The following is a 20,570-nucleotide window of genomic DNA, read 5'->3' on the forward strand; positions in this document are numbered from 1 at the left end:
AGTGGTCCGGTTGTGGATGAGTCGGTGGACAACTGTGTGGGCGGTCGGCGGGCGCTGGGGATGGCGGGGCCGTGTGTATGCAACGGCGAGTGCTCCACCGGTTTTTGGACGGTTTGTGCACACCGGTGCGCACAGCAGCGGGCTGTGACAGGTGTGACGGGGGAGTGAGAAGTTTTTTGGAAAAAGTTTGTGCGGATCGCCGGAATCAGCGCTTGGAGCGTTGCCGGATGCGGGTGGTGAGTTCCTTGACGTGATCGAAGACCTCACGGCGCTCGGCCATCTCGGACAAGATCTTTCGCTGCGCGTACATCACGGTGGTGTGGTCGCGGCCGAACGCCTGGCCGATCTTGGGCAGTGACAAGTCGGTCAGCTCACGGCATAGGTACATCGCGATTTGGCGCGACTGGGCCAGCGCCCGCGTCTTGCCCGGGCCGCGCAACTCCTCGACGGTGGTGTCGAAGTACTCGGCGGTCGCGGCCATGATCGTCGCGGCGCTGATCTGCATGGTGCTGGCGTCGGCGATCAGGTCGCGAAGGACAATCTCCGCCAGAGACTTGTCGATCGGGGTCTTGTTCAACGACGCGAAGGCGGTCACACGGATCAGCGCGCCCTCGAGTTCGCGGATGTTGCGTTCGATGCTGCTGGCGATCAGCTCGAGGACGTCGTCGGGCACGGCCAGCCGTTCCATCTGTGCTTTCTTGCGCAGAATGGCGATGCGGGTTTCCAGTTCCGGAGGCTGCACGTCGGTGATCAGGCCCCACTCGAACCGGGTCCGCAGCCGGTCTTCGAGTGTGGCGAGTTGCTTGGGCGGCCGGTCGGAGGAGATGACGATCTGCTTGTTGGCGTTATGAAGTGTGTTGAAGGTGTGGAAGAACTCTTCCTGAATACCTTCCTTGCCCTCGATGAACTGGATGTCGTCCACCAGCAGCACGTCGACGTCGCGGTAGCTCCGTTTGAACGCGACCTTGCGGTCATCGCGTAGCGAGTTGATGAAGTCGTTGGTGAATTCCTCGGTCGAGACGTACTTCACGCGCATGCCGGGGAACAGCCGCTGCGCGTAATTGCCCGCGGCGTGCAGCAGGTGGGTCTTGCCGAGGCCGGATTCTCCCCAGATGAACAAGGGGTTGTAGGCGCGGGCCGGGGCCTCCGCGATGGCCAGGGCCGCGGCGTGCGCGAACCGGTTGGACGCACCGATGACGAACGTGTCGAAGGTGTATCGGCGGTTGAGGCTGGTCCCGCCGGCGATGGCCGGATCGGCCGCATGCGGGCGTTCGGTGAAGTAGTTCGGCCAGCTTTGCTCGGCGGCGACCATCTCACCGTTTTCGTCACCCTCGTCGATGTCGATGTCGATGACCGAATCGTCGGCCTGGGTCGGGGGTTGGCCTTCCAGGCCGGGCGGGAAGGGCTCCGCTGCGGTGAAGGCAGCGTCGTCGGCGTCGTCCGCCGGCGGGGCGATCCGCACCCCGAGCTGGATCTGCTGACCGAGCCGGCGACTGAGCGCGTCGGTGATGGGGGCGCGCAGGTGGCGTTCGATCTCGTTCTGCACGAAACTGCTCGGCACCGACAACAAGGCGAATCCCTCGACGATGGTGAGCGGCTGGACGAGGTTCAGCCACGCCCTCTGCTGCGGGGTCAGCGGGGTGGCGAGGGCGGTGCGATTGGTGGCCATTCCCTCCGAGGCCGACTCGCCGTTGAGTTCGGAGACGACCGCGTTCCAAACTGTTGTGAATCCTGAACCGGGGTCATCGGTCAACGACGTAATCTCCCTGGTTCTCGCAGATCCCGGGTCGAGGGGCAGCCACGCTTGGTGACGAAACAACTGTCCACATAGTTATACACAGGTGTGGACAGGATGATCGTAAACGAGCCGCAGCCTACCGGCGACGGCCCGTGATCTCCGCGCTGATGACAACCCGTGCAGGCCGTCTAGACAGCTAGTCGATCCGCCATCCTCGCTTCGTCGTCGAGCGCCGCTCCACTCTGAAACGGCATTGCCCGAAGCTAACAGTTTTCCGTTCGGCTGCCAACAGTTCTGCTGCATTCCAATCGGCCTCTTTAGGGTTATCCGGGCCCTGCTTGTCGTGTGTTGTTCTATGGTGCAGCACGGTCCTGTTCGAGAACTTGTGTTTTCGCGGATGTGTGAGTTGGGTCCGTTGCGGGAGACCAAGTTTGACCCAGCGAATCCGCGTCAGTACCCTCAAACAGTCGCCCGAAAGTCGGCGATACGGCTGCGACCCGGAGAAAGCTCGGGGACCGCGCCGGCCAGCAGCAAGACTTACCTCCGACCGCCTCGCGGACGAACGCGGCCGGATGGTTCGAAGACGAGGAGAACGCCGTGGCCAAGGGCAAGCGGACCTTCCAGCCGAATAACCGGCGCCGAGCCCGCGTGCATGGCTTCCGCTTGCGGATGCGCACCCGCGCCGGGCGATCGATCGTCTCCAGCCGGCGCCGTAAAGGTCGCCGCGCGTTAACTGCCTGATCGCAACGTCGGGTTCTTCAGCGGTGCTTCCCGCACGCAACCGCATGAGGCGGTCAACGGAGTTTGACGCCGCGGTGAAGTATGGCGCGCGCGCGGTGCAGCCCGATGTCGTTGTGCATGTGCGCCGCGACCCCGGAGACGACACGGGTCCCCGCGTCGGCCTGATCATCGCCAAGACCGTCGGGTCGGCCGTGGACCGTCACCGGGTGGCGCGCCGGCTCCGTCACGTCACGCGAACCATGTTGGGAGATCTCGATCGTTCCGATCGGGTGGTGATCCGCGCGCTGCCGAGCAGTCGCCAGGTGTCATCCGCGCGGTTGGAGCAGCAGCTGCGGCGCGGCTTGCGGCGCGCCGTCGAGTCGGCGGGAACGGGCCGGTGAACCGGGCGGCGCGGGGACTGATCTTTCTGATCCAGCTGTATCGGCACATGGTGTCACCGCTGCGCCCAGCGACATGTCGCTTCGTGCCGACCTGCAGCCAGTACGCCGTCGATGCGCTGACCGAATACGGTTTGATCCGCGGTAGCTGGTTGGCCGCCGCCAGGCTCGCCAAATGCGGACCGTGGCATCGGGGAGGATGGGATCCGATACCGGATCGACACGCATGCCGGGCGAGCTTCGAAGGCGCCGGCGCCGCGGGGTCCCCCGCGCCGGAGCAACGGGAGAGTGAATCTTTTGTTTGATTTCTTCAGCCTCGACATCATCTACTACCCCGTGTCGTGGATCATGTGGGCCTGGTACAAGCTGTTCGCGGCGTTGCTCGGGCCGTCGAACTTCTTCGCCTGGGCCCTGTCGGTGATGTTCCTGGTGTTCAGCTTGCGGGCTCTGCTGTACAAGCCGTTCGTGCGCCAGATTCGTACCACCCGGCAGATGCAGGAGTTGCAGCCACAGATCAAGGCGCTGCAAAAGAAGTACTCCAAAGACCGCCAGCGCATGGCGCTCGAGATGCAGAAGCTGCAACGTGAGCACGGATTCAACCCGATCCTCGGCTGCCTGCCGATGCTGGCGCAGATCCCGGTGTTCCTTGGGCTCTATCACGTCTTGCGGTCGTTCAACCGCACGACCGGTGGCTTCGGCCAGCCGCATTTGTCGGTGGCCCAGAACCGGGCGACGGGCAACTATTTCTTCAGCCCAACCGACGTGGCGCACTTCCTGGACGCCAACCTTTTCGGCGCGCCGATCGGCGCGTTCATGACGCAACATGCCGGACTGGACGCCTTCACCCACTTCAGCCGCCCCGCGGTGATCGCGGTGGGCGCCCCGGTGATGATCCTGGCGGGCGTCGCGACGTACTTCAACAGCCGCGCGTCGGTGGCACGCCAGAGCCCGGAGGCCGCGGCCAACCCGCAGACGGCGATGATGAACAAGCTGGCGCTGTATGTGTTTCCGCTCGGCGTCGTCGTCGGCGGCCCGTTCCTTCCGCTCGCGATCATCCTGTACTGGTTCGCGAACAACATCTGGACGTTCGCGCAGCAGCACTACGTGTTCGGCATGATCGAAAAAGAGGACGAGGCCAAGAGGCAGGAAGTCGTTCAGCGGCGAGCGGCCAACGCGCCCGCTCCGGGCGCCAAGCCGAAGCGCAACCCCAAGACCTTGGCATCGAGCGGCAACGGCTCCCCGACGGGCACCGACGACGGCGCGGACTCCGATTCCGGCGGATCCGGCGGGGGTGTCGCCGACGCGGGAACGGCCGCCGCGGAGCCGGACACGCCGGCGGGGCGCAACGATGGACCGACCAACCGCACCCCGCGACCCGGGGCGCGACCGAAGAAGCGGAAACGCTGAAGCGACGCGACAGCTTAAGGGGACGCCCCGGGCGAGTGACCCGACTGGACGGGAGCCCCTGGATGAGGGAGAGAAAACGAGATGACAGACGCCGAGACGACCGAACGCGACGTTGACGCAGAGCCCGACACGCAAGCCCCGGCCCCGGAGGAGGAGGCAGCGGCAGAAGGCGGCGGTGACCAAGGCGACGATCTGGAGGACCGACTGGTCGCCGAGGGGGAGATCGCCGGCGACTATCTCGAGGAGCTGCTGGACCTTTTGGACTTCGACGGCGACATCGACCTCGACGTCGAGGGCGACCGTGCCATCGTCAGCATCGATGGCAGCAGCGACCTGAACAAGTTGGTCGGCCGCGGCGGTGAGGTGCTGGACGCGCTGCAGGAGCTGACCCGGCTGGCGGTGCACCAGAAGACGGGGGTGCGGAGCCGGCTGATGCTCGACATCGCGAGCTGGCGGCGCCGGCGGCGCGAGGAGCTGGCGGCGTTGGGTGACAAGGTGGCGCGCCGGGTGCTCAACACCGGCGAACGCGAGGAGCTTTCCCCGATGACGCCGTTCGAGCGCAAGATCGTTCACGACGCCGTCGCTGCGGTACCGGGGGTGCACAGCGAGAGCGAGGGCCAGGAACCCTCCCGGCGCGTTGTCGTCCTGATCGACTAGCACGCCGAGTCACAGCCGTGTAATTCAGAAACGACCCGGACGGCCCCCAGGGATCGAGGATGTTTCACGTGAAACAAGAAGACGCGATGTTTCACGTGAAACATGGCGGCGGGGAAGCGGCCGCGGAAGTGTCCGCGCCCGCGGCGGATCCGGGATCCCTGGGCGCCGCTGCCGCGACCGTGTTCGGTCCGCGGCTGGGTATCGTCCGAAGGTATGCCGAACTGCTCGCCGGTCCCGGGGTGGAGCGCGGGCTCCTCGGGCCGCGGGAGGTCGGCCGGCTGTGGGAGCGCCACCTATTAAACAGCGCCGCTGTCGGCGAACTCATTCAGCCGGGCGAGCGGGTGATCGACATCGGCAGCGGGGCCGGCCTGCCGGGCATACCGCTGGCCATCGCGCGGCCGGACCTCGAGGTGGTGCTCCTCGAGCCGATGCTGCGGCGGAGCGAGTTTCTCATCTGGGCGGTGGCCGAACTAGGGTTGGCGGTCGAGGTGGTGCGCGGCCGTGCGGAGGAGCCGTGGGTGCGCGAGCAGTTTGGGGCCCGGGACGTCGCGGTGTCGCGGGCGGTCGCGGCGCTGGACAAGTTGACGAGGTGGAGCATGCCGTTGCTACGGCTCGAGGGGCGGATGGTCGCGATCAAGGGGGAGCGCGCTCCAGAGGAAGTGGAAACCCACCGGCGTGTGATGGCGGCATTGGGCGCCGTCGATGTCAGGGTGGTCACATGTGGCGCGAACTATTTGCGTCCGCCCTCAACCGTGGTGTTAGCACGACGCGGGAAGCGGCCGCACCAAAAAGCCGGGCGTATGGCAGGCAGGGGGACACGGTGAGTTCTCCGATCAATTCGTCCGGCGGCCCGCCACCGGCACCGAGCGCGGCCGCCGCCGCGGAGCCGAGCCATGTTTCACGTGAAACATCGGACGAATACGACACCCCGATCGGCGCCGCCGCCGAGCGCGCGATGCGCGTTCTCCACACGGCCTACCCGCCGTTGCGCCGCCCGGCTCACCGACGGCTGTTCACCATCGCCAACCAGAAGGGTGGCGTCGGCAAGACCACGACCGCCGTCAACCTCGCGGCCGCGCTGGCCGTGCAGGGGCTCAAGACGCTCGTCATCGACCTCGACCCCCAGGGCAACGCGAGCACGGCCCTCGGCATCCACGACCGGCAGGCGGGCACCCCATCGTCGTACGAAGTCCTCATCGGCGAGGTGTCGCTGCGGGAGGCGTTGCGGCCCAGCCCCCACAGCTCGCGGCTGTTCTGCGTGCCGGCGACCATTGATCTGGCCGGCGCCGAAATCGAATTGGTCAGCATGGTCGCGCGGGAGAACCGCCTGCGCACGGCCCTGGCCGAGCTCGATCAGTTCGACTTCGACTACGTCTTCATCGACTGCCCGCCATCGCTCGGACTGCTGACGATCAACGCGCTGGTGGCCGCACCCGAGGTGATGATCCCGATCCAGTGTGAGTACTACGCACTGGAGGGCGTGTCACAGCTGATGCGCAACATCGAGATGGTGAAGGCCCACCTGAATCCGCAGCTGGACGTGACGACCGTGATCCTGACGATGTACGACGGGCGGACCAAGCTGGCCGACCAGGTGGCCGAAGAGGTGCGCCGGTACTTCGGAACCAAGGTGCTGCGTACGGTGATCCCGCGCAGCGTGAAGGTGTCGGAGGCGCCCGGCTACAGCATGACGATCATCGATTACGACCCCGGTTCCCGGGGAGCGATGAGCTATCTCGACGCCAGTCGCGAACTCGCCGAACGCGATCGATCACCATCCGTGAAGGGACGACCATGACGCAGCCGTTACGCAAGAAGGGTGGCCTCGGCCGGGGCCTTGCTTCACTGATCCCCACCGGCCCGGCGGAAGGCGACCCCGGCCCGGCCACGCTGGGCCCGCGGATGGGCGAGGCCGCCGCCGATGTGCTGATCGGTGGACCAGCCCAGGATGCCGCGTCGGTGGGCGCGGTCTACCGGGAGATCGCGCCGGCCGATATCGAGCGCAACCCGCGCCAGCCCCGGCAGGTCTTCGACGAGGAGGCGCTGTCCGAACTGGTGCACTCCATCCGCGAGTTCGGGCTGCTGCAGCCGATCGTCGTGCGGGCGGTGAGCGGAACCCCGGGCGGCGCGCGGTACCAAATCGTGATGGGGGAGCGGCGGTGGCGCGCCGCCCAGGAGGCGGGCCTGGCCACCATCCCGGCCATCGTGCGCGAAACCGGCGACGACAACCTGCTGCGCGACGCCCTGCTCGAAAACATCCATCGGGTTCAGCTCAACCCCCTGGAGGAGGCGGCGGCCTACCAGCAGCTGCTCGACGAATTCGACGTCACGCACGACGAGCTGGCGTCCCGCATCGGCCGGTCCCGACCGCTGATCACCAACATGATCCGGCTGCTGAAGCTTCCGATCCCGGTGCAGCGTCGGGTCGCGGCCGGCGTCCTGTCCGCGGGCCACGCCCGAGCGTTGCTCTCCCTGGAGGGCGGCCCGGAGGCGCAGGAGGAGCTGGCCAGCCGGATCGTCGCCGAGGGCCTGTCGGTGCGGGCCACCGAGGAGGCGGTCACCCTCGCCAACCGCGGGGACGTGACCACCCCGGCGCCCCCACGCCGCAAGCCGATTCAGATGCCCGGCCTCCAGGACGTTGCCGATCGGCTGTCCAACACCTTTGATACCCGGGTGACGGTCAGCCTGGGCAAACGGAAGGGACGGATCGTGGTCGAGTTCGGCTCGGTGGAGGATCTCCAGCGGATCGTCGACGTGATGACCCCGCCCAAGGCCTGACCGTCGACCCGGTGTAATTACGTCACTGTGACGCCGCGGGGGTTTCGCCGCCCAAATGAGACCCAAATGAGCCGTTCTTGACATCGCCTCCACACAGAATTCGTATGCGCCGCAACGCCTTTCGCTACGTCACCGGCGTTGCGGTGCCGCGCGGGAATGTTCGCCCGCCCGCCGCAAGTGGCGGAGCAAACACTGGTCCGAAGTCGACAAACTCTCCTATCCTGGAGAGGTTGCTGATGGCCCCAAAATGTGGCGGCCGCAGTACCGGACGGAAGCCAGGAGGCTAGTGTCTGCTCGAATCACGCCGCTGCGGCTCGAGGCTTTCGAGCAGCTTCCCAAGCACGCGCGCCGCTGCGTGTTCTGGGAGGTCGATCCCGCGACGCTGGGTAACCAGGACCACCTCGCTGACCCCGAATTCGAGAAAGAAGCCTGGCTGTCGATGGTGATGCTGGAGTGGGGCTCATGCGGTCAGGTCGCGACGGCGGTTCCGGACGAGCGCAGCCACGCCGAACCGCCGTGCCTGGGGTACGTCCTTTATGCGCCGCCGCGCGCGGTGCCACGGGCGCAGCGCTTTCCCACGGCGCCGGTCTCCGCCGATGCCGTGCTGCTGACGTCGATGAACATCGAAGCGGGGCAGGCCTCCGACGATCTGCCGCACGGACTGATCGCCCGCGTCATCGATGAGTTGGTGCGGCGCGGCGTGCGGGCGCTGGAGGCTTTCGGACGCACACCGGCGGCCTCCGAGTTGCACGATCCGCGAACGGTCGACGCCGATGTGCGGCCGGTGCTCGAGGCCCTGGGCGACTGCTCGGTCGAGCACTGCATCATCGACGCGGAGTTCCTCAAGGACGTGGGATTCGTTGTGGTGGCGCCGCATCCGTACTTTCCGCGGCTGCGGCTGGAGTTGGATAAGGGCCTGGGCTGGAAGGCCGAAGTCGAAGCGGCGCTGGAGCGCCTGCTGTCCAGTGCCCAGCTACAGGAACCGGTCGGGGCGGGCTCCGCTAGCGCATCAAATACGTTGCAGATCAACGAGGGCGGCTAAGAGCCGCCCAGCCGGGAGGCCCGCTCCACCGACAACTCGTGAGCCAGCAGTTCGGCGAAGGTAAAGGTGCCCGTGGGCCGGTCGTTCTTGCCGAGCAGGTAGAGCCGCTTGACCGCGGCGAGGATGCCCTCAGCGATGGCGTCTCGGGTCTGCGTCGAGATCAGCATCGCCTGGTCGCGGGGGTTGGTGATGTAGCCGACGTCGACTTGAACGGTCGGCATCCGGGTCAGCCGTAGCAGGTCCCACGTCCGGCCATGCGTGCGGCAATCGCGTAATCCGGTGCGAGCCACCACTTCCCGCTGAATGAAGTCGGCGAGGTTGCGGCCGATGGTCGAGACCGAACCGTGCGCGTTGCCGAAGTGGAAGGAGGCTACGCCGTTGGCCGACGGGCTGCGCTGGGATTCGCAGCGCAGGCTGATCATGAGGTCCGCGCCGACGTTGTTCGCCGTGGCGGCCCGTTCGGCGTCCGACGGGCTGCGATTGGTCGGCCGGGACAGGAAGGTTTCCATGCCGATAGCGGTCATCCGACCCTCGAGCCGGCTCGCCAAGTCCCACAACACATCTGCTTCGCTGACCGGCCCGGTCGGCCCCTGCATGATCAGGCCGTGGTCGGCGCCGCCGCGGCCCGGATCGATGATGATCCGCTTGCCCGACAGTTTGGGCCCGGACCGGCGGACCAGCTCTTCCTCGCGGATGGCGTGCGGTGAGCCGCCGGTGACGCGCGAGCTCAGAAAGTACAAGGAGCGCAAGGTTTCTGGGCCGCAGATGCCGTCGGCGGCGAGCCCGTACTCGCGCTGGTATGACATCAAAGCGTTGTGGGTCTGCAGGCCGAAGTGGCCGTCGACCAGGCCGGTGTAGAAGCCGAGGTCCTGCAGCCGCGCCTGCAGGGTGGCGACGTCGTCACCGTAGAGGGGAGCACCGAATTGGTGATACAGCGTGCGCGCCCCCAGCCGGTACGAGGCCTCCTTCAACGCGCGGTAGGTGGCGTCGCCGACGATGCCGTCCACCAGCAACCCGCGATTCTGCTGGAAAGCGCGCACCGCCTGATCGAGCTCGGCATCGAAGACCTCGAGGGCCACATGCCGGCCGGTCGTCATGTCTTCGTCGGGGTTGTCCAGCATTCCCAGCGCGGCCAGCGTCGCCCGGATCTCGGTCACGGCAGCGTTGCGGTCACCACAACGCAGCGCGTCGCCGTCTTCGCGGCGCGGACTCGACATACCAAGGGCCCTCCGGGACAAGGCTGAACACAGGCAACAGCTAGCCGTTATTGTCGCAGACGCTTCTCAATTTTCGGAAAACCCCAGGCTAAGCGCGGGGCACGGCGTGGCGAGGCCGATAACGCCTCAGGTGAGGTTCGGAACCGCGTCGGAGAGCTCGCGCAGCAGCGCCGCCTTGCCCTTGGCACCGACGATTCGCTTCACGGGTTGGCCGTCTTTGAAGAGGATCATCGTGGGGATCGAAACCACCTGGAAGTCGCGGGCGGTCTCCGGGTTGGCATCCACGTCCAACTTTGCGACGGTCAGCTGCCCGGCGCGCTCGCTGGCGATTTCTTCGAGAACCGGCGCGACCATCTTGCACGGTCCGCACCACGTCGCCCAAAAGTCAACCAGCACAGGCCTATCGCTCGACAACACCTCGGTGGAAAAAGAGGCGTCGGAGACTTCTATTGTGGCGTGGGCCTTTTCGGCGTCGGTCATCGCTGTGCTCCAATCAATGTGTCGGTACCCTCGGCGTTTCCGGCTGGCGCGCCGTGCTGGGTCGTGTCTTCGTGCTCGGCCAGCCAACGCTCGGCGTCGATGGCCGCCGCGCAGCCGCTGCCGGCGGCGGTGATGGCCTGCCGGTAGGTGCGGTCCACCAGGTCTCCGGCGGCGAACACGCCGTCCAGCGAGGTGCTCGTGGTGCGTCCCTGCACCAGTACGTAGCCGTCGGGATCCACGTCGACGACGTCGCGAACCAGGCCCGAGCGCGGCTCGTGGCCGATCGCCACGAAGACGCCGGTGACCGGGAGCGTCGACTCTTCGCCGGTTACGTTGTCGCGCAGGCGCAATCCGGTCACCGTCGTGTCGCCCTCGACAGAGACCACGGCGGCGTTGGTGACGAACTTGATCTTTTCGTTGTTGCGGGCGCGGTTGAGCATGATCTTGGATGCCCGGAACTCGTCGCGACGGTGCACGAGCGTCACGCTGCTGGCGAAGCGCGTCAGAAAGAGGGCCTCTTCCATCGCCGAGTCGCCGCCGCCGATGACGGCGATGTCCTGGTCGCGGAAAAAGAACCCGTCGCAGGTGGCACACGAACTCACCCCGCGGCCCAGCAACTCCTGTTCGCCGGGGACCTGCAGATAGCGCGCCGCCGCGCCCATGGCCAGGATGACGGCCCGGGCTCGATGGGTTTCGCCGTCGGCGGTGACCACCGACTTGACCGGACCTGTCAGCGAGACCGATTCGATGTCTTCCATCCGCAGGTCCGCGCCGAAGCGCAGCGCCTGCTCACGCATCTCGTCCATCAGCTCCGGGCCCGTGATGCCGTCGCGAAAGCCGGGGTAGTTTTCCACCTCGGTGGTGGTCATCAGCGCCCCGCCGAACGCGATGCCCTCGAAGACTAGGGGCTTCAGCTGCGCGCGGGCCGTGTAGAGGGCCGCGGTGTACCCGGCGGGACCGGAACCGATGACGATGACGTCGTGGACGGTGTCGTGGGTGTCGGGAGCGGGGGTATCGGCGGTCATTCGGGCCTTTCGGGTGCGGAAGCTACGTCTACGAACGCCAGCGTAGGCGCGGGTGTTCCCGGTGCTGGGCACCAGACTAAGTCCGGAGGCGACCGCCGCTGGGTATTGATCGGCGCTAGGGCCGCGGTACCTGCGTGTTGGCCAGCAACCCGGTGTCGGCGGCGCTGCAATTGAGCGCCACCGCGAAGACCGCGAGGTCGTCGGGCGTGTCGCCGGGCAGCACCAGCAACACGCCGGGGCGGGCGTTGATGTCGACCGGCCGCGCGCCGAGCACCCGGGTGGAGGCGGGATAGCCGAGCCCGCTGAGGCAGGACGCACGCAGCGAGGGGTCGCCGAGCGGGCCGTAATCGGGACTCTTCGTCAGCAGCCCCAGGATCTCGGCCTGCGACAGCGGAATGACCATGGGCGGCGTCGACACCGTGATGTGTTGCGCGGTGGCCGGGGTGCTGGGGGCGGGCTCGGGCGTGTCGAGCAGCGCCGCGGTGCCGACCCCGATGGCCGCGAGCACCGCCCCCACGCCGGCCACGCCGGCGGCCAGTCGGGCGGGGCGGATCTGCGGCCGGGCCGAGTGGGCGACACCGACGCGGTCGTGGCCTTCCTCCGACCTCAGCGACGCCGAGATCCGGGCCGTCAGCTCCGGCGGCACGTCGGGCGCTCCGGTCGTGTCGGCACCGAGCGTGGCCACGTCACAGCGCACCTGGTTCAGGGCATGCAGGATGCTCTGCGCCTCCGGATCTTCGCGGACCCGTTTGCGCACGCGGGCCGCCGAATCGTCGTCGAGCAGACCGGCCTGCAGGTCGGCCAGCAGCTCGACTGTCAGGGGCGGCTCGGCGGCGTCCTGGTCGGGTTCACCCATCCGCCCCAGTGTCCGTCATGCGCGGGTTGACGGCCATGGGTGGGGCGAGGCCGGGACCGGCGTTGAGGTAGCCGAGCAGCTCGGCGAGGCGGACCCGGGCGCGGGAGCAGCGGCTCTTGACGGTGCCCTCGGCGACGCCCAGCAGCGCGGCGGTGTCGGCGACCGAGTACCCCTGCATGTCGACGGCCACCACCGCCGCCCGTTGCTCGACGGGCAGGCGCATCAAGGCCCGGTGCACCACGATCGCCGTCTCGACCTGTGCCGTGCGATCGGCGACCGGATAGACGTCCTCCAGCGGCGCGGTGGGGTGGGCCTTGGTGCGGCGCAGCCGGTCGAGGCAGGCGTTGACCACGATGCGGTGCAGCCAGCTGCCGACCGCCGCGTCGTGCCGGAATGATCCGGCGCCGCGGTGCGCCGAGAGCATCGCGTCCTGCAGCGCGTCCTCGGCGTCCTCGCGCGTGCGGGTGGTGAGCCGGGCCAGGCGGTGCAGCTGGCGCCGGTGGCGGTGGAACAACTCGTCGAAGGCGCGGCGGTCGCCGGCGACGTGGGCGGCCAGCAGCTCGGCGTCAGTGCGTTCGCCGCGGCTCTTGCCCTCGAATTCCCCGCCCCCGAAACCCACGGGCGGACAGTAACCAATCGGGGGTCGTGCGGCACTTCACCAATACGGGAGCTGTGAGTGCGTCAGGAGGCGGCCTGAACGGTGATCTCCTGAATGCTGGCCTGGCTCTTGCCATTGGTGGTGCCCAGGGTCGAGATCCACACCAGCAGGTTCGACGTCGGCGCGCCGGACCTGACCGGGATGACGTTGTGGCCGGGCTTGAGCGCGAAGGCCGGGGCCAGCACCGTGGTGTCCTCCAGCCGCGCCGGCGACCCCGTCGACGCCGAGCGAATTTCGACCTTGGTGCCGGTGCTGGGGGTGTCGATGGAGACCTGGCCGACCACAGTCGGATTCGGCAACTGCAGCAGGAGCCCCTCGCCCTGCTTGAAGCTGGGGAACGGGACGGCGTCGGTGTAGACCTCGCTCGACCAGGCGGTGGAGGGGTCGCCGTCGATCGCCTGCCCGGCCTGCCCGGGGTTGTCGGCGTCGCCGTCGGGCGAGTAGACCGACACCTTGCTGGGTTTGACGACGCTCCCGGCAGCCGCGGAACCCGGGGCCGACGACGACGCCGACGAGGGCCCGTTCAGCCCCAGCTCGTCCTTGTTGAGGCCCCCGACGTTGCCGAAGATCTTGCTCACCACCGACGCCAGGACCAGCAGGGCCACCACGATGACGGCGAGGGCGGCGCCGACGCCGATCAACACGTTGCGGCGGCGGCGCGCGAAGGCCGCATACTCGCGGCCGGTCGATGCCCGGGCGACGGGTGGTGGCGGCGAATCGTCGATCGGTCCGAGCACCTCGGTGCGGTCGGCCACCGCCGTTGCCTGCTGGAGCAGATTCAAAAGCGTTGAGGCGCTGCGTATTCCGCCATCTTCCTGAACCGCGCGAACGGCAACCGCGGAAATCTGGAACGGGATGTCGCGGTCGATGGCCATGGGCTCGACGGGATTGCCCGCCGCATCCCGCTCGGCCGGGGCGAGGCCGCTTCGCACCCCGGACTCCGGCAACGGCCACCGGTTGACCAGCAGGGCATACAGCGCGGCGCCGATGCCGCGGATGTCGTCTTGCGGGTTGGCGTCGGGCATGGTCGCGGGGTAGGCCAGCACTACGTCGCCGTCGATGCTGACGCGCACCCGGTTGGGGTGGTCGACCGACAGGGCGACGCCGGCGCGGTGGGCCGCGTCGGCGGCGGCGGCCAGCGACTGCATTGCCCGCACGGCGCCGATGGGCGACGGCGAGGTGTCGGCGACCTCCTGCAGCGAACCGCCGCGGATCCATTCCGAGACCACCAGGCCGCCGGACCCGGTGTGCACCACGTCGAGCACCCGGGCGATGCCGGGCTTGTCGATCCGGCTGAGCCGCAGGGTGCGCGACAGGATGTCTTGCAGCACCTCGTCGGGCAGCGCCCCGTCCGGGTCGACGAAAGTCAGCGCCACCTGCCGGTCCAGCGCGGTGTCGAGCGCCTGCCAGAACTGGAGGGGAGGCGCGCCGCCGTGGAAGACCAGCAGCCGGTACCGGCCGCTGGCGATGCGGGCGCCGGGAACAAGGTGGACATCCTCCGACGGTTCGCCTGCCCGGTCGCGGGGCGGGTCGAACGGCGTTGCGCCACGGGTGTTTTCGGTCGAGACGTCGCCGTTGAGTCGGTCGGCGGCACGCGGCGTCGACCGTGGCTCCGGCCCGCGCGGAATGTCGGGCTGGAAGTCGTCGGCGACGGGCCTTGGCCGGTCGGGGGTTTTCTCGGCGCCTGACCCCAAGCCGGATCCAGCGCTGGGTGCGCTATCCACTGGGCGGTCGGTCACCTCCGGTCCTTTCGCTACGCGGGCGCTGGCGACCCGCTCCGGAGGCCTGCGCCGGATCGGCTCCTGGACCGCACTTACCCCCGGCGGGGACGAATTCCTCTGCTCAGGGTACGTGACGTGGCCATGCCGAGACGATCCCTCCGGGGCAGCGGGTTTGCGGGCCGGCGGCTGCGCGATCCGGTTGCCGCCGAGGCCCGGGATTCGGCGCCGGACGACGGCCAGCGCGGCGTCGGCCTCGGGCACGTGCGCGCTGAGCAGCACGGTCGCCATGATCGGCAGCATGATGATCGCCAGCACCAGCAGGCGCAGCAGCGAGCCCGCGCCGCCGTGTGCCGTGAGCCTGCTCAATCCCAGCAGCCGATCGGCCACGTGGGCGACCAGACCGGCCAGCATCGACGCAACGATCGTCACCAGGATCGTGCGCACCGCGCTCACCTCGATCAGGTGTCCGCCGTCGGGCACCAGCGTGCGGCGTAACAGGTAGTAGCCCACGATCGCGCCGGCCAGGAAGCCGACCCCGTTGGCCAGTCCCAGGAAGCCGGCCACCAGCTTCGGATCGCCGGTGAGGTGGGGCGCCAGCACCGAGCCGGCGATCTTGACGGCGGTGATCACCAGGATGATCACGATCGGCATCCAGGGCTGCTCTCGCGCGTAGAAGACGCGCAGCTGCAAGAGCACCAGCCCGTACGGGATCAGGGTGAACGCCGACATCGCGATCGCGGCGCCCAGGTAGCCGGCGTCGACCCCGCCGAAATGCCCGTAGGCGAACAGCGCGCTGCCGATCGCGGGCCCGCCGACGGTCATGAACGCCACGATCGGGATCAGCGTGATCAACGTCAGCCGGGTGGCCAGGGACAGGTCGGCGAGCACGGCGTTGGTGTCGTCGGCCGCGGCGTTGCGGCTCAGCCGCGGCATCACCACGGTGAGTACCGTCACGCCGATCATGCCGAACGGCAGCTGCAGCACCAGCCAGGTGTAGTTGTAGATCGCCGGGCCCGAGGCCGCCGCGGTGCTGGCGATCTGGTTGCCGATCACCAGGCCGAGCTGGCTGATCAGCACGTAGAGCACCATCGCGGCGGCCATCGTGCCGAAACGCTTGAGGCGGTCGTCGATTCCCCACAGCGGGCGCAGGCTCACGCGCTGACGCTTGAGCGCCACCAGCAGCACGGCCGTCTGCGCGAACACGCCCAGGGTGGTGCCGATGCCCAGTACCAGCAGCTTGGCGTTGCCCATCCGCACCGGGTCGACGGACAGTTCGCCGGGCACTGCCAGATACACGCCCAGGGTGGCCAGCGCGACGACGTTGTTGACCACCGGCGCCCACGCCGTCGGCCCGAACACGTTGCGGGTGTTCAGGATCGCCATGAACACCGACGTCAGGCCGTACGCCAGGACCTGCGGGAGCAGCAGATAGGCGAACGCGGTGGTCAGCGGTTCGTTGACCTGCGGGGCGCGGCCCAGCATCAGCCGCACCAACAGCGGGGCGGCCAGCACCGACAGCGCTGTGGCGAGCACCAGCAGCGCGGTGGTCAGCGTGACCAGGCGCCGCACGAACGCCGCGCCGCCGTCGGGGTCGCTTTGCTCGGCGCGGGCCAGCACCGGCACGAAGATCGCGGTGAACGTGGCCTCCAGCACGAGCGCCGCGACCAGGTTCGGCAGCTGGTTGGCCACCGAGAAGGCGCTGGACAGCGCGGCACCCAGGATCGCTGCCAGCACGACGATCCGCGCGAAGCCGGTGATGCGGCTGACCAGCGTGGCGAACGCCATCGCCCACGACCGCGAGACCAGGGCCGCGTCGGAGAGTTCGGGTCGTCGCCGCGACAGCTCCGGCACCGGCGGCAGCGGACCCGTGGGCGGACCCGGGCGGATCCGGCGCGCCGACGGTGGCACGCGGTGCGGCTGCCGCGGTGCCTGGGACTGCGCGTGCCGGGGGGCGCGGCTCATACTCTGTGCTGCTGATCGACGCGATCGTCGATCTCGTCGCGCAGGTCGGCGGGGCTGGCGTGGGGCGGGTCCGGGCGGTCCAGGTCGGCGCGGTCGGGCTGGCCGCGGAACCGGTGCCACAGCCGGCGCCCGGCCAGCAGCACCAGCACCGCCGCGGCGCTGAGCGTGATGGCGAACAGCACCTTGCCGTAGGCGTTGGAGTGGACCGACAACCGCACCGGGTCGCCCAGCCGCATCCCGTCCGGGGTGCGCAGCGTCACGTCGACGGCGACGCGCTGGGTGAAGTTGACCTCGATCGGCACCCGCAGCGGCAGGTATCCGGGCGGCAACTCGATCTGGCCGACGTCGGTCACCCGCATCCCGGGCGGGGCGTCGACCTGCAGCCGCACCCGGATCGGGACGGCCAGGCCGTTGTGCAGCGCCAGCGGCAGCGGGCTGTGCTCGGTGGCCAGGGTGTAGGAGCCGCCCGGGTTGACGATCGTGACGGCGCCGAACAGGTCGTTGATCGTCTTGCCGACCACCGCGAGGCGCTCCTGGGCCAGTCCGTTGCGCGTGTCGGGCGGCTCGGATTGGCTCAAGGCGCGCAGCATGTCCTCGCGCAGCGGCGCGGTGTACTGGACGCCGGTCAGCCCGGTGCGCTCGTCGGTGCTCAGCGCCGAGGTCAGCCCCCACAGCCGGCCGACCTGGCCCGCGATGACGCCGGTCACGTCGTCGCTGATCCGGCCGCGCCCGGATCCGTCGAAGCCCGCCTGCTGCGCCGGCTCGGTGCCGGCTTTTCCGGGCTGGTTGGCGTCTGCGATGACCGCCGGCAGCGGCCGCGGCACCGCCAAACCGGAACGGATGGTGGTGGCCAGCGCGGTGAGGATGACCTGCGCGTCATCGGCCTGCAGGCTCCACGTCGCCGGGGGGACCAGGAGCTCGGTGCGCGGCGCGGCGTCGCCCTGCAGGGCGTGCCAGAACAGGGAGCCCAGCGCGTCCTGGCGCCGGGCGGTGCCCGAGTCGTGCGAGAGCGGAACGGCCAGCGAGGAGTCCAGGTAGGTGGGGACGACGGGATTGTTGCCCGCACCGGCCAGCGCGGCCCCGACGGCCGGGTCGAACGGCGCGAGCACCACCTGCGGCGAGAGCCGCCTGGGGGCGGTGTCGGCGGCGGTGTCGTTGGTCTGGTCCCGGGCGGAGAGGTTGCCGGCGGCGATCGCGACCGTGCTGTCGTCGGCGCTGAGCAGGTTCACGGCGCGACCGGTCAGGGGGCCGTCGGGCAGCAGCGTGGCCCCGCGGGTGGAGGGCACGTCGAGGATGCGGTCGACGATGCCGCCGATGGTGTTGGTGGCGGTGGCGCTCAGCCCGGGGTCGTTGACGCGCTGCAGGGCGTCCAGGTCGGCCTGGGCGTAGGGCAGCGGCGCTACGCAGGTGTGGTGGGCCAGCGTGCGCAGGCGGTTCAACCAGTCGGCCGCGGCGGCCTGGCCGGTGCCCGGATGCGTCGGGGTGCCCGGAAGCTGGGCGGGGCCGTCGGGCGAATTGGACACCACGTAGCCGCCGGTCATCGCGTTGACGGTGACCAGCAGGTCGGGATCCACGGCCAGGCACAGCGCGTGGCTGACGGCGCCGTCCGGGTCGACGTCGTGGCTGGTGGCGACCTCGGCCGCGGCCAGCAGGATGTCGAGGCGGCCGCCGGGGGCCAGCGAGGTGGCCAGATCGTCGTCGACCAACCGGACTGGGATGGTGCCGCCCGGGACGCCGGGGGACAGGCGCGGCCGGTCGGCCAGCGGCCACAGCATGGTGATCCACACGGGTTTGGAGGTGTCGGGCGCGACGGCGGAGTTCACGTCGTCGGCGTGATCCGGCGGCACGCCGACCACCGGCAGCAGGAACCGCGCGTTGTCGAGGCGGGCGGGGGCGCCGTAGTCGGGGGTGCCGTTGACGTTGACCAGGACCGGATAGATCCCCGGCTTCTCCATGTCCAGTGACGGCTTGGTGACGGCGCGCAGCGGGGCCGACAGGGTGAAGCCGGCCTGCTGGCCGCGCTGCAGTTCGGGGGCGACGGTGAGAAAGTCGGCCGCCGGCTGGTACTGGTCGGTGTTGCCGTCCAGCGAGGTGCGCAGCGCCGCCGAGTTGGCGACCGCCGGCGCGTGTTCGAGCCGGACCATGACGTCGCGGACGGGGCGGTCGCCGATGTTGGTGACCATGCCGCTGACGGTGACGAGGGGCGGGCTCGTCGTGGTGACCACGTCGGGGGTCACCTGGTCGATGCGGACCCGGAGGAACGGGGTATCGCCGGGCTCACCCGCGGCCGCGCGCGGGGCGGGCCCGGCGAGCGCGGCAGAACCGGCCACGAGGGCAACCGCTGCGGCGAGGCGCAACAAGCCGGCCCAGCAGAGTCGCGGCGGCGTCACGGCCCCGGCCCGTGACCGTTCTTCCGGCCCCCTAAGCGCTTGTCCGAGTGGCGGGTACGCGAATGTGTCTGCGGGTGCCGCCGGGGCGCGCTGGGTGGCAGCGACGGAAGCGCGTCGAGGCCGTCGTTCTGCAGCTTGTCGATCAGCTCGTCGGCCACCTGGGCCAGCCGGCGCTCGTCGGCGTAGGCCAGCCGCGACGGCAGTTCGTGGATCGGCACCCAGGCCACCTCGGCCACCTCGAGGTCCTCGTCGGACAGCTCGCCGCCCGAGAAGCGCATCAAATAATGATGCACCGTCTTGTGCACGCGGCGGCCGTCGGTGACGAACCAGTAGTCGATGCGCCCCAGCGCGGCCAGCACGCTGCCGCGGATCCCGGTCTCCTCGGCGACCTCACGGATGGCGGTCTGCTCGGCGGTCTCGCCGACCTCGATGTGGCCTTTGGGCAGCGACCACAGCATTCGCCCGCGCCGGTCGACGCGACCGATCAGCGCGGCGACCTGTCCGTCGCGCGGGCCGTCGATACCGTCGATGACCAGGCCCCCGGCGGAGGTTTCGTGGACGGTCTTCAGTCGTTCCGGAACGCGGCGGGACGGGCGCGGTCGCCTTGGTTTGGCCGCGGGGGCGTCGCCGTTCGGCGGGGTGTCGGTGGGGTTCTCCGCCGCGGCGCCGCCAGCGCGACGCCGGCGCCGCCCCCGGCGTCGACGTGGTCTGGCTTGTTCGGCGTCCGACACCCAAGCGATAGTAGCTGGCGGGGGTCGCTCTTCAGGACATACTCGCCGCTGGGCCGCCGTGCGACGGGGGTGCGCGGTGGAGATATACTTCGTCCACGGAACGTATATATTCGGCGCTGGAGAGCTATGCCCAAAAGACTGATCGATCTAGACGACGACCTTCTTGCCGCGGCACAGCGTGAATTGAAGACCACGGGTATTTCCGACACAGTGCGGATGGCGCTGCAGCAGGCGGCTGCCACCTCGGCGCGGGCACGCCAGGTCGAATGGCTCGAACAAGGGGGCTTGGAGGGGATGGCGGACGCGGGCGAGCGTGGCGAAGTGTGGCGCTGATCGCGCGCTATCTCGTCGACACCAGCGCCGCCGCGAGGATGCGCCATCCCGACGTGTCGCGGCGTCTTCGGCCGCTGATAGAGAGCGGTGTGGTGGCCACGACGGCGACGCTGGACGCCGAGGCGCTTTACAGTGCCCGCGGGCCGGCCGAATACGAGGAATTGTGGGCCGACCGCCGCGCCGCCTACGAGTATCTGCCGACCAATGACGAGCACTGGCAGACCGCATTGGGCGCGCAGCGGGCGCTGGCGAGAACCGGCCGGCATCGATCCGTGGGTGTGGCTGACCTGCTCACCGCGACGATTGCCGCCGCGCACCAACTCACCGTTGTCCACTACGACGCCGACTTCGAAACCGCGGCAACGGTTCTAGCGTTCAAGCACCGATGGGTGCTGCCACGGGGAAGTGTCTAGCCGCGCCTTTGTCCGGCGCCCAGCGTGGTCGCCGGGCCGCCCGA

Annotated in this window: 20 protein-coding genes; 11 read left to right on the forward strand and 9 right to left on the reverse strand. The window is 69.1% G+C overall.

Annotated features, from left to right (window positions below):
* Positions 1 to 205 precede the first annotated feature (205 nt).
* Positions 206 to 1,753: a chromosomal replication initiator protein DnaA gene (dnaA, locus tag MTAB308_RS16585; protein WP_077100534.1), complete on the reverse strand. Its 1,548-nt coding sequence runs from the start codon at positions 1,751 to 1,753 to the stop codon at positions 206 to 208.
* 582 nt (positions 1,754 to 2,335) lie between these two features.
* Here dnaA and rpmH point away from each other — a divergent pair.
* From rpmH to MTAB308_RS16630, 9 genes are all read left to right on the forward strand, one after another.
* Positions 2,336 to 2,479 (forward strand): 50S ribosomal protein L34, encoded by a 144-nt coding sequence (gene rpmH, locus MTAB308_RS16590; protein WP_077100535.1) that lies wholly within the window; start codon positions 2,336 to 2,338, stop codon positions 2,477 to 2,479.
* Positions 2,480 to 2,502: 23 nt separating this feature from the next.
* Complete coding sequence (rnpA, locus tag MTAB308_RS16595) at positions 2,503 to 2,859, forward strand: ribonuclease P protein component (RefSeq protein WP_077100536.1); 357 nt, start codon at positions 2,503 to 2,505, stop codon at positions 2,857 to 2,859.
* Entirely contained in the window at positions 2,856 to 3,161 is a 306-nt protein-coding gene (gene yidD, locus MTAB308_RS16600; protein WP_077100537.1) for a membrane protein insertion efficiency factor YidD, read from the forward strand. Before rnpA ends, yidD begins: the two co-directional genes overlap by 4 nt.
* Positions 3,145 to 4,263 carry a membrane protein insertase YidC gene (yidC, locus tag MTAB308_RS16605; protein WP_077100538.1) on the forward strand — a complete coding sequence of 373 codons (1,119 nt, stop codon included), beginning with the start codon at positions 3,145 to 3,147 and terminating at the stop codon, positions 4,261 to 4,263. The genes yidD and yidC overlap by 17 nt, the downstream gene beginning before the upstream one ends.
* Before the next feature lie 81 nt (positions 4,264 to 4,344).
* Positions 4,345 to 4,920, forward strand: a complete 576-nt coding sequence (locus MTAB308_RS16610) for a Jag family protein (RefSeq protein WP_077100539.1) — start codon at positions 4,345 to 4,347, stop codon at positions 4,918 to 4,920.
* An 86-nt stretch (positions 4,921 to 5,006) separates the two neighbouring features.
* On the forward strand, positions 5,007 to 5,744 hold the full coding sequence (gene rsmG / locus MTAB308_RS16615; protein ID WP_077104431.1) for a 16S rRNA (guanine(527)-N(7))-methyltransferase RsmG: 738 nt from the start codon (positions 5,007 to 5,009) through the stop codon (positions 5,742 to 5,744).
* On the forward strand, positions 5,741 to 6,718 hold the full coding sequence (locus MTAB308_RS16620) for a ParA family protein (protein ID WP_425436279.1): 978 nt from the start codon (positions 5,741 to 5,743) through the stop codon (positions 6,716 to 6,718). The genes rsmG and MTAB308_RS16620 overlap by 4 nt, the downstream gene beginning before the upstream one ends.
* Positions 6,715 to 7,698 (forward strand): ParB/RepB/Spo0J family partition protein, encoded by a 984-nt coding sequence (locus MTAB308_RS16625; protein ID WP_077100540.1) that lies wholly within the window; start codon positions 6,715 to 6,717, stop codon positions 7,696 to 7,698. The genes MTAB308_RS16620 and MTAB308_RS16625 overlap by 4 nt, the downstream gene beginning before the upstream one ends.
* A gap of 286 nt (positions 7,699 to 7,984) precedes the next feature.
* A complete protein-coding gene (locus MTAB308_RS16630; RefSeq protein ID WP_077100541.1) occupies positions 7,985 to 8,740 on the forward strand; it encodes an acetyltransferase in 756 nt (251 codons plus the stop codon).
* On the opposite strand, the gene MTAB308_RS16635 is transcribed toward MTAB308_RS16630, so the two are convergent.
* From MTAB308_RS16635 to MTAB308_RS16670, 8 genes are all read right to left on the reverse strand, one after another.
* Complete coding sequence (locus MTAB308_RS16635; RefSeq protein WP_077100543.1) at positions 8,737 to 9,957, reverse strand: N-acetylmuramoyl-L-alanine amidase; 1,221 nt, start codon at positions 9,955 to 9,957, stop codon at positions 8,737 to 8,739. The genes MTAB308_RS16630 and MTAB308_RS16635 overlap by 4 nt on opposite strands.
* A 126-nt stretch (positions 9,958 to 10,083) precedes the next feature.
* The gene (gene trxA / locus MTAB308_RS16640; protein WP_077100544.1) at positions 10,084 to 10,437 is read right to left on the reverse strand and encodes a thioredoxin; all 354 of its coding nucleotides are present in this window, start codon (positions 10,435 to 10,437) and stop codon (positions 10,084 to 10,086) included.
* Positions 10,434 to 11,462 (reverse strand): thioredoxin-disulfide reductase, encoded by a 1,029-nt coding sequence (gene trxB / locus MTAB308_RS16645; RefSeq protein WP_077100546.1) that lies wholly within the window; start codon positions 11,460 to 11,462, stop codon positions 10,434 to 10,436. The genes trxA and trxB overlap by 4 nt, the downstream gene beginning before the upstream one ends.
* A 115-nt stretch (positions 11,463 to 11,577) precedes the next feature.
* Positions 11,578 to 12,318, reverse strand: coding sequence for a hypothetical protein (locus tag MTAB308_RS16650; RefSeq protein WP_077100547.1), 741 nt, complete (start codon positions 12,316 to 12,318; stop codon positions 11,578 to 11,580).
* Entirely contained in the window at positions 12,311 to 12,937 is a 627-nt protein-coding gene (gene sigM, locus MTAB308_RS16655) for an RNA polymerase sigma factor SigM (RefSeq protein ID WP_077100549.1), read from the reverse strand. Before sigM ends, MTAB308_RS16650 begins: the two co-directional genes overlap by 8 nt.
* Positions 12,938 to 12,999: 62 nt before the next feature.
* Positions 13,000 to 16,584: a murein biosynthesis integral membrane protein MurJ gene (murJ, locus tag MTAB308_RS16660; RefSeq protein WP_077104433.1), complete on the reverse strand. Its 3,585-nt coding sequence runs from the start codon at positions 16,582 to 16,584 to the stop codon at positions 13,000 to 13,002.
* Positions 16,585 to 16,655: 71 nt separating this feature from the next.
* Complete coding sequence (locus MTAB308_RS16665; protein ID WP_077100550.1) at positions 16,656 to 19,049, reverse strand: hypothetical protein; 2,394 nt, start codon at positions 19,047 to 19,049, stop codon at positions 16,656 to 16,658.
* Positions 19,046 to 19,780: an NUDIX hydrolase gene (locus MTAB308_RS16670; protein ID WP_077100552.1), complete on the reverse strand. Its 735-nt coding sequence runs from the start codon at positions 19,778 to 19,780 to the stop codon at positions 19,046 to 19,048. Before MTAB308_RS16670 ends, MTAB308_RS16665 begins: the two co-directional genes overlap by 4 nt.
* Positions 19,781 to 19,906: 126 nt before the next feature.
* On the opposite strand from MTAB308_RS16670, the gene MTAB308_RS16675 reads away from it, so the two are divergent.
* Both MTAB308_RS16675 and MTAB308_RS16680 read left to right on the forward strand, forming a co-directional pair.
* A complete protein-coding gene (locus MTAB308_RS16675) occupies positions 19,907 to 20,113 on the forward strand; it encodes a DUF2191 domain-containing protein (protein WP_077100553.1) in 207 nt (68 codons plus the stop codon).
* The gene (locus MTAB308_RS16680; RefSeq protein ID WP_077100554.1) at positions 20,104 to 20,526 is read left to right on the forward strand and encodes a PIN domain-containing protein; all 423 of its coding nucleotides are present in this window, start codon (positions 20,104 to 20,106) and stop codon (positions 20,524 to 20,526) included. The genes MTAB308_RS16675 and MTAB308_RS16680 overlap by 10 nt, the downstream gene beginning before the upstream one ends.
* Positions 20,527 to 20,570 lie beyond the last annotated feature (44 nt).

Origin of the sequence: Mycobacterium terramassiliense (assembly GCF_900157385.1) — a bacterium.
GTDB lineage: Bacteria > Actinomycetota > Actinomycetes > Mycobacteriales > Mycobacteriaceae > Mycobacterium > Mycobacterium terramassiliense.